The following is a 14,436-nucleotide window of genomic DNA, read 5'->3' as shown; positions in this document are numbered from 1 at the left end:
AAACTGGGGTATCTGCCACCGACCGTTTACGAACGGACGATGGCCTTGAAACAACCTATCGAGGTGTCCGGAATTAGTTGACCACTACAGGTGCGCACACCGGCCCCGATCCCTTGTAGGACCGGCTTCAGCCGGGAAGGCGTCAGTCGTCACGCCGCAAGATTGATGGTGCGCACACCGGCCCCTTCCCGGCTGAAGCCAGTCCTACAAGGGTCGCGTACATCCGCCAGTTATTTAGTCCTCACTGCGGCAATTCCGACGCTCGACGCCGGGCTTTCGCAGGCTCCGGCCGGGCGCAGGGCAGAAACTCTCCACGCCCCGGTTCGCCCAACGGGCTGCCGTCCCAGACCCGCGCCCCTCTGGCGAACGTCATCGCCGGCCATGCACTCAAGCGCATCCCCTCGTACGGCGTGTAATCGACGTTGTGGTGCAGCATTTCATTGGTCAGTTCGATGTCCAGGTCCTCATCCCAGATCACCAGATCCGCATCCGAGCCAATGGCGATGCTGCCCTTGCGCGGATACAAACCGTACAGCCGCGCCGCATTAGTGGCCGTCAGCGCGACAAACGCCTGCGGGCTGATTCGCCCCTTGCGCACGCCTTCCGACCAGAGCAGCGCCATGCGCGTCTCGACGCCCGGAATGCCATTGGCCACTTCGGAAAACGGCGCCGTCTCGCCGTGGGCACGCTTGCCGTCCGGGCCGCCGTAGCGAAACGGCGCGTGATCCGATGAGAACACTTCGAACGAGCCATTCTGCAGGCCGTCCCAGACCACTTGCTGATTGCCAGCGTCTCTCGGCGGCGGGCTGCAGATGCATTTTGCGCCTTCGAAGCTGTCATCGCAGCCAAGGGAATCCGCGGTGAGAAACAGATACTGCGGGCAGGTTTCGCCGTACACCTTCAAGCCGTGGCTCTGCGCCCAGCGGATCTGCTCGATGGCCTCGCGTCCGGACACATGCACGATGAGAATCGGCACATCGACCAGCTCGGCCAGCGCAATGGCCCGATGCGTGGCTTCGCGCTCGACCAGCATCGGCCGCGACGTGGCGTGATAACGCGGCGCTTTATGGCCGGCGGCGAGCAGGCGCTCGGTCAACCAAGCGATGCAGTCGCTGTTTTCGGCGTGGAGCATCACCATCGCGCCTTCGGCCCGCGCCACCGACAGGGTTTCCAGAATCTCCCGGTCGTTGAGCTTCAGCGCGTCATAGGTCATGTAGATCTTGAAGGAGGTGTAGCCCTCGGCAATCAGCTCGGGCAACTCGCGGCGCAGCACGTCTTCGGTAGGGTCGGTGACGATGAGGTGAAACGCGTAATCGATCAGCGCCCGACCGTCCGCACGCCGATGGTAATCCTCCACCGCCGCCCGCAGGGTCTGGCCCTTCTGCTGGCAGGCAAAGGGAATCACCGTTGTAGTCCCGCCACAGGCTGCCGAGCGGGTGCCGCTTTCGAAGTCATCGGCCATGACCGAACCATCACCGGTCGGCTGATCCAGATGCACATGGCTGTCGATACCGCCGGGGGTGACGGTTCGCCCTCGCGCATCGACTTCCTCTGCGGCACCTTGCAGGCCAAGGCCCAGCGCGACGATTCGGCCGTCGCGCACGCCGATGTCGCACAGGAAACCGTCCGCCGCCGTCACCACATTGGCGTTGCGGATGATCAAATCAAAAGCCTGCATGTCGTTCACTCCCTCAGGCGCGGGTCAGCCAGGCCTTGGCGATCTCTTCGCGGGTGGTGAACCAGACGCCTTCGCGGGCCTGGGCGTACTCGATGAAATGCTTGATCGCGCGGACACGGCCAGGACGTCCGACCATGCGCGGGTGCAGCCCGATGGACATCATTCGCAAGCCGTCGGCCGACTCTTCGTACAGCACATCGAAGCTTTCCTTCATGTACTCGAGGAAATCGGACGCCTGCGAAAGGCCCGGCGAGTTCCAGTAGCGGAAGTCGTTGACGTCGCTGGTGTACGGCACCACCAGATGTTGCTTGCCCTCGACGTCGACGAAATACGGCACGTCGTCGTTGTAGGCGTCCGAGTCATAGAGAAACCCGCCCTCTTCCGCGACCAGCCGTCGCGTATGAACGCTGGCGCCGTAGCGGCAGTACCAGCCCACCGGACGCTTGCCGCAGGTGCGTTCGAACGACTCGATCGCCAGGCGAATGTGCTCGCGCTCTTCAGCCTCGGTCAGGCGGAAGACCTCCTCCCAGCGATAACCGTGACTGCAGATTTCATGGCCCAGCTCGACAGCCGCTTTGGCGACATCCGGGTTCTGCTCGAAGGCCACCGCACAGGCATGAAAGGTCGCCGGGACGTTGGCCTGTTGCAGGATGTCGAGGATGCGCCAGATGCCGACGCGGGCGCCGTATTCGTACATCGACTCCATCGCCAGATTGCGCACGCCGTCGGGAAACTGATAACTGCCCCACTCGGTCATGCTCTCCTGGTCAGGGTCGCCCATGGCGAGGGAGCGCTCCGAGCCTTCTTCGTAGTTGATGACAAAGTTGACGGCCAGACGCGCGCCGTTGGGCCAGGTGCCTTGGGGGCGCTGCCGGCCGTAGCCGACCAGATCTCGAATGGGTGATGCCATAAAAGCCTACTCCTGCAACGTTCGAACAGTCGGCAGACCGCCAAGCCAGGGCTCAGCAGTCGATGGTTTTCAATGCATCATGGTCGGGGCCATCGAGGTTCTGGCCGGTGCGAAAGGCCAGGCCCATGGCCAGGGTCTGCGCAATGCAGAACGCAGCGGTCAGGGAACGAAAGCCCAGCAGCTCGGCGTCGTTGACCTCGATCATCACCGACGCGGTTTGTCCGATGGGGCTGAGAATGCTGTCAGTGATCGCCACGATGGGCGTCCCCGCGGCGACCGCTTGCTGGCAGGCGTCGATGGTTTCCTGCGCGTACGGCGGAAAACTCACCGCCACCAGCACATCATCGCCGTGCAGCGCACCGACCTGTTCGCGCAAGCTGCCGCCCAGACCGCTGATGTGTACGGCACGACGACCGACACGGCTGAGTGCATAACTCAGGTAGGACGCCATGGGAAACGAGCGACGCATGCCGACCACGAAGGTGGTGCGCGCCTGCTCCAACAGCTCGATGGCGCGCTCGATGGCCTCGACTTGCTCGCCTTCGGCCAAGTGCTCCAGCGAGACGATATTCGCGCGGCTGAATGCCGAAAGCATGGCGCCCACATCGGTGGGGTCATCGAGCAACTGCTCGCCGCGATAGTGCCGAATACGCTCTTTAAAGCTGCCCTGCCCGGCCTGCTGCAACGGCTGCTTGAACAGACGCTGCAGGTCGCTGAACCCGCCGAAGCCCAGCGCCTGGGCCAGCCGAATGAACGCGGAGGACGGGATGCCGGAGATCTTCGCCAGCGCCGCGACCGTGTTCAGCGCCACATCGTGGGGGTGCTCGTTCAGGTAATGCGCGGCATCACGCTGTCGCGCAGTCAGGCGTTCCTGATGTTCGACGATGGCGGCACGCAGCTCGGCCAAGGTTTGGGGTACAGGCATAAAAAGGCTCGATAGAAGTCAGGAGGGACGCAGTTCTGTGATCGCCTGAGCCAGATGCTCCACCAGACGATTCAGCTCATCGACGCTGTTGTAGTGGGCGATCGACACACGAACCACGCCGCCATAAAGGGTCAGCCCCAACTGTTCGATCAGGCGGCGCGCATAGAAGTCACCAAAGCGGATGCCCATACGGTGATTGTCCACGCGGCGCACGATGGCTTCCGACTGAATGCCCTCCACCACGAAGCTGATGGTTGGCACGCGATCACCATCGGTCACACGGGATTTTCCGATGATTCGTACACCCGGCGTCTCCCGCAGAAACGCCAGCAGCGTTTCGGCCAACAGGTCTTCCTGGACTTCAAAGGCATCGAACGCCGCCTGCATCAGCTGGCGTTCGCTGCCGCTGGCGCCGAGGCGTCGGCCGATGTCGATCAGGTAATCGCTGATGCCGATGCAGCCGTAGGACAGCTCGTAGTTCAGGTTGCCGGGCTGAAGCTTGTAGGGAATGACCTCCTGGCCGATGAAAAAGTGGTTCAGGCTCGGCAGCTCCAGCAACGCCTCGCGTTTGCCCCACAGCACGGCGAAGTGCGGGCCGAAGGTCTTGTAGAAACTGAACACGTAATAATCGGCGCCGCTGGCCTGCACATCGACCAGCCGATGGGGCGCGTAGGCCACGGCATCGACGCACAACTTGCCGCCGACCGCGTGCACCCTGCGCGCCACTTCGGCGACCGGGTTGACGCTGCCGAGGATGTTCGACGCGTGGGTCATGGCCAGGTAGCGAGTCTTGTCGCTGAGCAGCGCATCCAGATCAGCCAATTCCAGGTCCATGCTCTGGGCGTCGACGGCCCAGACGCGCAAGGTCGCGCCGCGGTCTTCGCACAGCCTTACCCACGGCCCGATGTTGGCTTCGTGGTCGCAGTTGGTGACGATGATTTCGTCGCCGGGATTGATCGACGGGGCGATGGCGCGGCAGAGGATTTGCAGCAAATGGGTGGTCGAGCCGCCCATCACGCACTCTTCCGGGTAGCGCGCGTTGATCAGTTGCGCGACCGATTCCCGCGCCTTCATCACACGTGCGCCAGCATCTACCGACTCACTGTAGGACGCACCCAACTGGACGGCGCTATTAAGCAAGTAATCAGTGATGCGCTCGGCGACCGGCTTGAGAACGGCCGAGCCGCCGGCGTTGTCCAGGTAGGCGTAGCCGCTGCCGAGGGCGGGAAACTGGCTGCGTACGTAATCGATGTCCAAGGCATTCAAGGGATGAGCTCCAGAGTCTGATCAGTGATGCAGGATGGCCTGCAAAAACGCGCGGGTTCTCGGCTCTTGCGGGGCCGTGAAGAAATCGTGCGGGTTGTTCTGTTCGATGATTCGGCCGTTCTCCATGAAGATCACCCGGTCGGCGACCTTGCGCGCAAAGCCCATCTCGTGGGTCACGACGACCATGGTCACGCCCGAGCGGGCGAGGTTCTGCATGACGTCCAGCACTTCGCCGACCATCTCCGGGTCGAGCGCCGAAGTGGGCTCGTCGAACAGGATCACCCGTGGTTCCATGGCCATGGTCCGGGCGATGGCCACGCGCTGCTGCTGGCCGCCGGACAGCTGGCTCGGGTATTTCGCCGCGTGGGCGCCCATGCCGACTTTCTCCAGCAGCAGGCGCGCACGTTCATTGGCGTCACGCCGAGACATGCCGCGGACGCGGACAGGCGCCAGCGCCACATTGGCGAGCACGGTGAGGTGCGGGTACAGATTGAAATTCTGAAAAACCATGCCGACTTCGCAACGAATGCCCGCCAGTTTCGGGCCCGTTTCAACACGTTGGCTGCCGACGCGGATGTCGCCCTGCTGGTATTCCTCCAGCAGATTGATGCAGCGAATCAGTGTGGATTTCCCGGAGCCTGACGGCCCGAGGATAACCACGACTTCGCCTTGATCGACGGTCAGGTTGATGTCGGTCAGGGCCTGGAACGGCCCGTAGAATTTGGCCACGCCTTCCATTTCAATGACGGTGCTCATGCGCTTTTCCTCCCGGCGCCGTTACGCCGCTCGATCCAGCTCACCAGTTGCACCAGCGGCAGAAGCAGCAACAGGTACATGACCGCCGCGCCCACCAGCGGTGTGGGGTTGGCTGACAATGCTTGCGCCTGAGTGGCTTGTTTAAGCAGATCAGGCATCGCCACGACCGACGCCAGCGCGGTGTCTTTCATGACGTTGATGCAGTTGCTGGTCATGGGCGGCATGACGATGCGCATGGCCTGGGGCAGGATGATGTCGCGCATGGTGTTGAAAAAGCTCATGCCCTGGGAGGCCGAGGCTTCGAACTGACCGCGCGGAATGGCTTCGATGCCGGAGCGGAAAATCTCCGCCGAGTACGCGCAGGACACCAGTGACAGCGCCGCCGTGGCCGCCGCGAACGACGACAGGCGAATGCCCACAAACGGCAGCGCGTAATAGATCAGCACCAACAGCACCAGCAAAGGAATCGAGCGCAGCACGTCGATGTACACCCGCGCCAGAAACCGCACCGGCGCGTACCCGTACAACCGCAGCATCGCCAGCACCAGCCCGCCCACCAGGCCGAGAATAATGCTGACCACACCGAGCATCACCGTCACGCCCAGGCCGCGGAGCATCAGTGGCAGCGCATCGACGAACACGCTCCAGTTGAAGAACGTTTCTAACAACTCCATTGCGATTCCTTGGTGGCGAGCAGTGACGGGCGCGGGTGCGAGCGGTCAGGGATTACTTGAGCACATCGACCACTTTGACGGTGCTGGACTCCGGATCAGCGTCGGCACCGAACCACTTCTTGTGCAGGTCGGCGATCACGCCTTCTTTCTTCATCGTGCTGATGATGTCGTTGACTTGGCCGGCCGACGCCCAGCCCTTGGCGTGCATCAACGAATACTTCTCACCGGTAGGAATTTTCGCGACGACTTTGTACTGCGGCTTGTCTTTGATGTAGTACAGGACCGCCGGGATGTCGCTGATATAGCCGTCCATGCGGCCAGACGCGAGATCGAGCATCGCAGGCGACAGCCCTTCGTAGCGTGAGACTTCCTTGAATTTGTATTCGGCCTGATGGGCGTTGACCCACATGTCGCCGGTGGAGCCGGTGTCGACGCCGACCACTTTGCCGTCCATGTCTTTCAGGCCGTTGATGCCGGATTTGGCGAGCACGGACAGGGATTGGTCGCTGTCGTAATACGGCTGGGCGAAGCCGACCGATTCAAGGCGCTTGGGCGTGATGGTGATCGAGGAGATGGCGATGTCAGCGCGCTTGGACTGCACGGCGCTGAACAGACCGTTAAACGGGATGTTGACGAATTCCACGGTCTTGCCGGCGCGCTTGGCGACTTCCTTCACCACGTCGACTTCGAAGCCGACGATCTCGCCTTTGGCGTCCTGAAACTCCCACGGCACGTTGCCCACGTTGGCGCCGACGGTCCAGTCAGCGGCCCAGGTGGATGCGGAAAAGGCGGTTGCCACGGCCATGCTCAAGAGTACTTTCACATTCATGTCTTGCTCCCCGATTGATCAGTCAGTTCAAGAAGGCCGCCTTACCACAAGAGGGGGCGTTTCGAGGATCAGACTAGGATGACGAATCAAATAATTCAACAAATAAAATAAATGAATTAAATGCTTCAATCGGGTGCGGAAGTTATCCGCATTGGTGCAGAAGGGAAAGCGCGCAAGGCTGTGGGGTGTACAGAAAGTGATCAGTGATTTGAAGGACGCCATGCACCGAAGCAGCGCATGGATCGCCCAACTACGTACGCTGCGTAAGACCCGAATGTGCAGGAGCTGGGTCAGCGATGCCCAGCCTCACAACACGTAACGCATGATCGCGACAAAGTGCAGCAGGCTGCCGGCGATGACGAACAGGTGCCAGACCCCATGGAAGTGTCGGACCTTGGTGTCGAACGCGAAGAAAATGATCCCCACGGTGTAGAACACGCCCCCCAGCGCCAGACAGACGAATCCGGCCATGCCCAGCGCGGCGATCAGCGGCTTGACCGCGACCAGCACAATCCAGCCCATGACCGCGTAAATGACGATGGACATCACGCGGGCTTCGGAGCGGGGCTTGATCTCCTGCAGAATCCCGATGATCGCCAGCGCCCAGACGATGCCGAACAACGTCCAGCCCCACGCCCCGTGCAGCGTCACCAGACAAAACGGCGTGTAGCTGCCGGCGATGAGCAAATAGATGGAAAAGTGATCGACCTTTTGCATGATCACTTTCGCCCGGCCGCGAACGCTGTGATAAACCGTCGACGCGCTGTACAGCATCACCAGGGCCACACCGTAGACCGCCACGCTGATGATCTTCCAGATGTCTCCGGCCATCGTCGCGACAACCAGCATCCAGACCGCACCGATCGTCGCCAGAATCGCGCCCACCAAGTGCGTCCAGGCGTTGAATTTTTCTCCGTAGTACATCCGCACACTACCTCTCTAAGTTGCACGACACGCGTCAAGGGTCCTGCTTCTGAACCGCAATGACAACGCATTGTGTCGTGTTATCGAGAATTTAATGCAGCCAGCCGCCGATCTCTTCGGCACAATCGGGCGCTCCCAAAACAAGAACCCGGCGCGGGCCCACACGATGCAGATCGACGAAGAGCTCACCCTCAAGAAGCTGGAAATTTTCCTGGCGTTCATGCGCACCGGCAATCTGGCTCGCGCGGCGGCCGAGTTGCAGACAAGCACGGTCAGCGTGCATCGGGCGATTCACTCGCTGGAAAGCGCGTTGCGGTGTCCGCTGTTCAAGCACGAGGGTCGCAACCTCACACCGCTCGAAGGCGCATATGTGCTGGAGGAGCGTGCGCAGAAGCTGGTGCAGGACGTGCTCGGCACCATCGAACAAACGCGGCAGGCGGCCGGGTTTTCGGCGGCGCGGTTCAAGCTGGGGGCGCTGTATTCACTGACGGTCAAAACCGTGCCGCAGCTGATCATGGGCCTGAAGATCCGCCGCAGCGAACTTAACATCGACCTGATTCTGGGCTCGAACATCGACCTTTTCTACAAGCTGAAGAACATGGAAGTGGATGCGATTCTGGTGTCGCTGAACGAATCCGTGAGTGATCCGGATTGCGAGCATTTGCCGCTGTTCTCAGACGATATCTTCCTCGCGGCCCCGGTGGATTCACCCTTCGCCCAGCAAAGCGAAGTGAACCTGGGCGATCTGCGCGAAGCGACGTTCATTACGCTGACCCAGGGCTTTGCCACCCACCGCGACGGCGCCCGGGTGTTTGAACAGGCCGGATTTGAACCGAAGATCGCCATGCAGGTGAACGACATCTTCACGCTGCTGAGCATGGTCAGCTCGGGTGTGGGCTACGCGCTGCTGCCGGGGAGGATTGCGGCCGTGTATGAAAATCGTGTGCGGCTGATCCCATTGCAACAGCGCTATCGCATGCAGCAGCACATCGGACTGGTCTTCCTCAAAGCCCGCGAACGCGACCCGAACCTGCTGGCGTTGCTGGCGGAGTGCCGGATGTACTCGAACCGGCTGGCCCAGGCCTGATCCCGGCTTCAGCTCGATCCAATCTCCACTGTGGGTGTGAGCTTGGTCTGGGCCGCATCGGGGCGAAGAGGCCGGGGAGTTCAGCCACTTTCTCTGCAGGCTGAATGCAAGCCTTCGCGAGCAAGCTCGCTCCCACAGAATCTCCGTCAATTTGATATCTCGGGCGAGTCGTAGAACTTGTGGGAGTGAGCTTGCTCACGAAGAGGCCGGGGCGTGCAGCCAATTTCTCTGCAGGCTGAATGCAGCCTTCGCGAGCAAGCTCGCTCCCACAGGATCTCGGTCAATTTGATATCTCGGGCGAGTCGTAGGACTTGTGGGGGTGAGCTTGCTCACGAAGAGGCCGGGGCGTTCAGCACTTTCTCTGCAGGCTGAATGCAAGCCTTCGCGAGCAAGCTCGCTACCACAGAATCTCGGTCAATTTGATACCTCGGGCGAGTCGTAGGACTTGTGGGAGTGAGCTTGCTCACGAAGAGGCCAGGACATTCAGCTGCTTTCTCTGCAAGCTGAATGTAAGCCTTCGCGAGCAAGCTCGCTCCCATGATTCCGACGCTCGCAGGTAGATCTGCAATCAGGCGCGCAGCGGCAGCATGTTGCTGAACACCGCGCATCCCAAAGCCTCAGCCCAGAATCCCGCGGACGATGAAGTACAGCAGCGACGGCCCCAGCAGACAGCCGAGCCCGGTGTGGAAGGTCGCCGTCAGCGCGCCGTAAGGCACCAGCCGTCGATCCGTCGCCGCGAGCCCGGCTGTCACGCCGCTCACGGTGCCGGCCAGACCGCCGAAGACCATCGCGGAGCGCGGGTTATCCAACCCCATCCAGCGCGCGGCCATCGGGGTGCCGACCATCACCAGAATGGCTTTGATCAGACCGGTCGCGATCGACAGCGCCATCACGTCCGAAGTCGCGCCCAGCGCCGCACCGGTCACCGGCCCGACGATGTAGGTCACTGCGCCCGCGCCAATGGTGGTGATGCTCACGGCGTCGCGATAGCCGAAGGCATACGCCACGCAGCAACCGACGATGAACGGCAGCAACGTGCCGAGCAGCAGCGAGAACGCGCCGACCCAGCCAGCTTTTTTCGCTTCGGTGGCCTGCACTTCGAAGGCCGTGGCGACAATGGCAAAATCACGCAGCATCGACCCGCCCATCAGGCCGATTCCGGAGAACAGCGCCAGGTCCGCCAGCCCTTTCTGGCCGCCGGTCATCGTGCCGCCCACCCACGCCAGGACCAGGCCGATGACGATCGCAATGGCCGAACCATGAATGCGCCCGAACGTCAGTCGCTTGGACAGCACCACCGAAATCCACATCACCACGCCCACGACCGCAAACGCGGTGACCAGGCCCTGACTGATCAGGTCTTTCTGAATGAGCTCCCACATATCAGCGGCCTCCTGCTGGGGAAACAGTCGGCGCGATCACCGGGAGCGGATTCGCCAGTTCGTCCTCTTTGGGCAGCGGCTCGCCCTTATTGATGCGGCTAATGACGGCAATGGTGCAGCCGCAGACCACCACCGACACCACCGCCGCGATGACCGCGATCGGCCCGACCTTGAGCGCCGTAACGACATTTTGCTGAGCGGCCATGGCCACGACCACCGGGATGTACATGGCGCCCCAGAAGCCGACGCCCATTTCGCAGCCTTCGCTCATGCCGCCGCGCTTTTGCATGAACAGTCGTGCGCAGATCAACAGGATCATCGCGATCCCGACGCCGCCCACGTTGGATTTGACGCCCAGCAGCACGCCGAGCAGATCACCGAGAATCACCCCCGCGAGGGTGCAGATTGCGAGTAACGCCACGCCATAAATCACCATTGTTCTAATCCTCAAATTGCATCGTCGAAGTTGTTGTTTTTGTGTTCCTTCGAAAGCAGCAGTCGGTTTATGAGTGGCGGCGTTCCTCCTCTCGCGACAACGCGCTGAGCGTGTCCAGCCGGGCGCCTTGGAAAGCGACGGCCGATCCTTGATCGAAGACGCGGCGCGCCAGGCCCGTCAGCACCGTGCCCGGCGGCAATTCGATGTGCAGGCGCGCGCCGCGCTCGTACGCGGTTTGCACCGTGCTGCGCCAGTCGATGACACGGCACATGTTGAACGCCAGATCGTCGCGCACCTTGTCGGCGCTGAGCATCGGCCGCGCGGTGCTGCCGCTGAGGTATTTCAGCGTCGGTGCTTTCACCGCTACCCGGGAAAACGCTTCGGCGAGCGCCCGCGCAGGTTCAGCCAGCAGCTCGCAATGGGACGGCACGCTGACCGCCAGCCGCTTGGCCGCCGCAGCGCCCTGCTCTTTGGCGAGCGCAGCGACGGCCGTCATGGCCTCGTCTCGCCCGGCAATGACGAACTGGTTATCGGCGTTGATGTTGGCCAGATAGACCGGGCTCTCAACGCTATGAATTCGGGCAACCAGGGCTTCAACGGTGAGTTGGTCAAGCCCGATCAGCGCCGTCATGCCGTAGCCCTGTGGATAAGCGCTTTGCATCAGCTCGCCCCGCAGCGCCACCAGACGCACGGCATCCGAAAAATCCAAAGCCCCCGCGATGACCGCTGCGGGATAAGCGCCAATGGACAAGCCCGCGACCATGTCAGGGGAGTTTCCATCGGCCATCAGCACGCGCGCACAGGCGACGCCGGCGATCAACAAACACAGCTGAACGGCTCGCGTCGATTGCAGCGCGGGGGCGGTGTCCAGCGTCAGGACGTCCTCGCTCAATGCAGCGCTCGCTTCCGCCAGGCACTGTTCAACCAAGGGGTGCTCCGGCAGCCCGTGGAGCATGCCCGGCTGTTGCGCGCCCTGGCCGGGAAACGCCCAGAAACTGCTCATGCCGCAACCGCCTGCGCCAGCCAAGGGTTATCCACAAGCCGCGCGCCGTCTTCGGCTTTGAGCAGCACCTGGCGTGACGGTCCTGCCCATTCGCGCAGCGCTACGGCACCAACCGGGGTTTGCAGCTGAAGGTCGATGCGGCACACCGCGCTGGCAAGCTGCTCGACCAAACGAGCGGCGTGCTGGCGATCAAAGAAATCCGGGGTGCGCAATATCAGATCGAGGTCGCTGCCCGCGTGCAGCACCGGCACGCCACTCGCCAGCTCAAAACCGGCGCCACCCGCTACGCCCCATGGCAGGCCGAGCGCATGCATCACGGGACAGATCTGCTGCAAGGCGCGCAACGCCGGCCAATCGGCGTCAGGCGTCATGGCAATCAACTCTTCAGGCCGCACGCGCCGCTGCACATCGTCGAGCTTCATATGAGTGGCGTAGCGCTGATCCCGGGACCGACCCCTCACGCCCACCGCCACCAAGCCAGCCGGGACACGGGCGCGGCGCACCACCACGGGATGACCGAGGCCAACGGCTTCAAAAGCCCATGCCGGTGCGTCGATCGGCAACGCAGCCGCCGACAAACCCCACAACAAGTCGTGGGGCAGCACCGGCTGAAAAGTGCTCATCACCACTGCGCCCGCAACAGCTCGCGCACTTTCGACGACGCCGCACGGTTCGGCGCGCCCAGGCGTGTACTCAGGTCATTGGCCCCGGCCAGGGTGTCTTTAATCGCTGCAATCAGACAGTCCTGAACCAGGGTGAGATCCGACGCCGTTGGCTGCTCAATCTCACTGACCGACAGGGTTTCCCAGAGCAAACCGAGGCTGGCGTAGCTGTCGATGTCGTAGGCCATCGGCGGCACGCTCGCGGCGAGTTTTTCCAGTTCTTCGACGCTGCGCAGCGTCACCCGCGCCGCAGAAGCCTTGCCCATGGCGTGAACCATAACGCCGGGGTCGCGCAGGGCAATCAGGCGATTGGCCTGATATCCGTGGGCGAGAAACGCGCCGGACATCGCCTTGCCCACCAACAGCCCGATCACCGGATGCCCGGCCAGTCGGGCCCGCGCATAGGCGTCGACCGCACCGGCCAGCGCTTGGTGAATGCCCAGCGCTTCCTCGCGGCGGCCATAGGCCTGACTCGGCACGTCGATGATCGCAATCAGCGTGCGCTTGATGTCGCTGTGCCGATCCAGCTCAACGGCGCCGTCAACGGCCTGGGCCAGACCCCATCCTTCAAGCAAACCGACTTCGCCGTTTTGTGCGCGGGGAAAGCGGTTGGCAGGGTCAGCGACCACCGCCAGGAATCGCGCCGGGCGATCACCCAGCGTACCGTCAGCCGCTTTGACCGATGCCGGAAGCCCCGCCACTTCAGCGGCGTTTGCGGCCAGCGCGTTGAACCAGTTCAATCCACGATGGGAGTAAGCACTCATGACCGGTCTCCTTGATAGGCAGTGCGCACCGAAGCGGGCTCGATCTGTTGGGCCGTGTCGACTTGAGCCAGACGTGCGAGGAACCAGGCGTATCGACTGCTGCGTTCCTGCTCGGGCTTGCCCTTGTGCAACAACGCCTGCACCTGTTGCTGAATGGCGCTGATGTCGTCGGCGACAAAGGCGTCCACCAGACCGCTGGCAAAACGTTGCTCGCCCCCGGTCAGGCTCCAGATGAAGGGCCGGTCGCGGGAATCGTATTCTTCGATGCCGGCTTCCTGCTCGATGACTTGCGGACCGTTCAGGCCCAGACGGGCTTCCTGGGTGACGACCAGATAACTGCACAAACCCGCCGCAATCGACATGCCGCCAAAGCAGCCGACGCTGCCCGCCACTACGCCAATCACTGGCTGATAACGACGCAGATCAACGATGGCCGCGTGGATGTCAGCGATGGCCGCCAGCCCGAGGTTGGCTTCCTGCAAGCGCACGCCCCCGGTTTCCAGCAGCAGAACGGCTGCGGTGGGAATGCCCTTGCGATTGTCTTCGGCGGCCAGTTCCAGCGCGCCGGCCATTTTCGCGCCGCCGACTTCGCCCATGCTGCCGCCTTGAAAGCCGCCTTCGATGGCGCAGATCACCACCGGCTTGCCCTCAATCGTGCCCTTGGCGATCACCACGCCATCGTCGGCCTGGGGCACGACGCCCTGCTTGGCCAACCAAGGGGAGACGAGTCGCGCGAAAGGATCGATCAGCTCACGAAAACTGCCGTTGTCCAGCAGTGCGCGGGCGCGTTGCCGGGCGCCGAGCTCGACGAAGCTGTGCTGCTGCAGAAGCCGCGTGCTGTCAGTCATGGCCGACCTCCTCGAAACCTTGCTCCAGGCGCAGCCGAACCACGCCCGGCGTGGCGCCGAAATCATGGATGTCGATGCTCATGGCCGGTGGCGTCTGGCCGTCGAACATGCGCTGAAAGAGATTTTCCCAGCGCGCCGAACTGCCGTTGACCGACGTCAGCACCTGAATGGTCAACTTGCCCGGGGTCCCCGGCTCCAGCAGCACTTCCAGATCACCCGAACCGACGCAACCCACCAGCGCGCGCCCCATTGGCGGCTGCCCGGCAGGGAATTCAAAAGACAGGGTTTCCAT

16 protein-coding genes are annotated in these 14,436 nt (G+C 62.5%); 1 reads left to right on the top strand and 15 read right to left on the bottom strand.

Annotated elements, in window-relative coordinates; genetic code table 11:
• Positions 1–241 precede the first annotated feature (241 nt).
• From hydA to QWI18_RS23165, 8 genes are all read right to left on the bottom strand, one after another.
• A complete protein-coding gene (gene hydA, locus QWI18_RS23200; protein WP_369319962.1) occupies positions 242–1,678 on the bottom strand; it encodes a dihydropyrimidinase in 1,437 nt (478 codons plus the stop codon).
• A 13-nt stretch (positions 1,679–1,691) separates the two neighbouring features.
• Positions 1,692–2,588, bottom strand: coding sequence for an allantoinase PuuE (locus QWI18_RS23195; protein WP_065991211.1), 897 nt, complete (start codon positions 2,586–2,588; stop codon positions 1,692–1,694).
• 52 nt (positions 2,589–2,640) lie between these two features.
• Positions 2,641–3,513, bottom strand: coding sequence for a MurR/RpiR family transcriptional regulator (locus tag QWI18_RS23190; RefSeq protein WP_065991210.1), 873 nt, complete (start codon positions 3,511–3,513; stop codon positions 2,641–2,643).
• Between the two features lie 18 nt (positions 3,514–3,531).
• Positions 3,532–4,779: a cysteine desulfurase-like protein gene (locus QWI18_RS23185; RefSeq protein WP_369319961.1), complete on the bottom strand. Its 1,248-nt coding sequence runs from the start codon at positions 4,777–4,779 to the stop codon at positions 3,532–3,534.
• Between the two features lie 21 nt (positions 4,780–4,800).
• Positions 4,801–5,535, bottom strand: coding sequence for an amino acid ABC transporter ATP-binding protein (locus QWI18_RS23180; protein ID WP_037018914.1), 735 nt, complete (start codon positions 5,533–5,535; stop codon positions 4,801–4,803).
• The gene (locus QWI18_RS23175; protein ID WP_065991207.1) at positions 5,532–6,209 is read right to left on the bottom strand and encodes an amino acid ABC transporter permease; all 678 of its coding nucleotides are present in this window, start codon (positions 6,207–6,209) and stop codon (positions 5,532–5,534) included. Before QWI18_RS23175 ends, QWI18_RS23180 begins: the two co-directional genes overlap by 4 nt.
• A gap of 52 nt (positions 6,210–6,261) precedes the next feature.
• Complete coding sequence (locus QWI18_RS23170) at positions 6,262–7,038, bottom strand: transporter substrate-binding domain-containing protein (protein WP_065991205.1); 777 nt, start codon at positions 7,036–7,038, stop codon at positions 6,262–6,264.
• Between the two features lie 306 nt (positions 7,039–7,344).
• Positions 7,345–7,962, bottom strand: a complete 618-nt coding sequence (locus tag QWI18_RS23165; RefSeq protein WP_192135498.1) for a hemolysin III family protein — start codon at positions 7,960–7,962, stop codon at positions 7,345–7,347.
• A 166-nt stretch (positions 7,963–8,128) separates the two neighbouring features.
• On the opposite strand from QWI18_RS23165, the gene QWI18_RS23160 reads away from it, so the two are divergent.
• On the top strand, positions 8,129–9,049 hold the full coding sequence (locus tag QWI18_RS23160; protein WP_065991377.1) for a LysR substrate-binding domain-containing protein: 921 nt from the start codon (positions 8,129–8,131) through the stop codon (positions 9,047–9,049).
• 617 nt (positions 9,050–9,666) lie between these two features.
• Here the strand turns inward: QWI18_RS23160 and madM are convergent.
• From madM to QWI18_RS23125, 7 genes are all read right to left on the bottom strand, one after another.
• Positions 9,667–10,431, bottom strand: coding sequence for a malonate transporter subunit MadM (madM, locus tag QWI18_RS23155; protein ID WP_037018905.1), 765 nt, complete (start codon positions 10,429–10,431; stop codon positions 9,667–9,669).
• Between the two features lies 1 nt (position 10,432).
• Entirely contained in the window at positions 10,433–10,867 is a 435-nt protein-coding gene (madL, locus tag QWI18_RS23150; RefSeq protein ID WP_369319960.1) for a malonate transporter subunit MadL, read from the bottom strand.
• A gap of 67 nt (positions 10,868–10,934) precedes the next feature.
• Positions 10,935–11,870 carry a malonate decarboxylase subunit epsilon gene (mdcH, locus tag QWI18_RS23145; RefSeq protein WP_369319959.1) on the bottom strand — a complete coding sequence of 312 codons (936 nt, stop codon included), beginning with the start codon at positions 11,868–11,870 and terminating at the stop codon, positions 10,935–10,937.
• On the bottom strand, positions 11,867–12,499 hold the full coding sequence (locus QWI18_RS23140) for a malonate decarboxylase holo-ACP synthase (protein ID WP_369319958.1): 633 nt from the start codon (positions 12,497–12,499) through the stop codon (positions 11,867–11,869). The genes mdcH and QWI18_RS23140 overlap by 4 nt, the downstream gene beginning before the upstream one ends.
• Positions 12,493–13,296: a biotin-independent malonate decarboxylase subunit gamma gene (gene mdcE, locus QWI18_RS23135; RefSeq protein WP_369319957.1), complete on the bottom strand. Its 804-nt coding sequence runs from the start codon at positions 13,294–13,296 to the stop codon at positions 12,493–12,495. The genes QWI18_RS23140 and mdcE overlap by 7 nt, the downstream gene beginning before the upstream one ends.
• A complete protein-coding gene (locus QWI18_RS23130) occupies positions 13,293–14,144 on the bottom strand; it encodes a biotin-independent malonate decarboxylase subunit beta (RefSeq protein ID WP_065991188.1) in 852 nt (283 codons plus the stop codon). Before QWI18_RS23130 ends, mdcE begins: the two co-directional genes overlap by 4 nt.
• On the bottom strand, positions 14,137–14,436 hold the full coding sequence (locus QWI18_RS23125; protein WP_369319956.1) for a malonate decarboxylase subunit delta: 300 nt from the start codon (positions 14,434–14,436) through the stop codon (positions 14,137–14,139). Before QWI18_RS23125 ends, QWI18_RS23130 begins: the two co-directional genes overlap by 8 nt.

It is taken from the genome of Pseudomonas sp. W2Oct36 (genome assembly GCF_041060465.1).
In the GTDB taxonomy this organism is placed as follows: domain Bacteria; phylum Pseudomonadota; class Gammaproteobacteria; order Pseudomonadales; family Pseudomonadaceae; genus Aquipseudomonas; species Aquipseudomonas graminis_B.
Note: the sequence above shows the minus strand (reverse complement) of the source record. Positions and strands in the feature narration are given on the sequence as shown.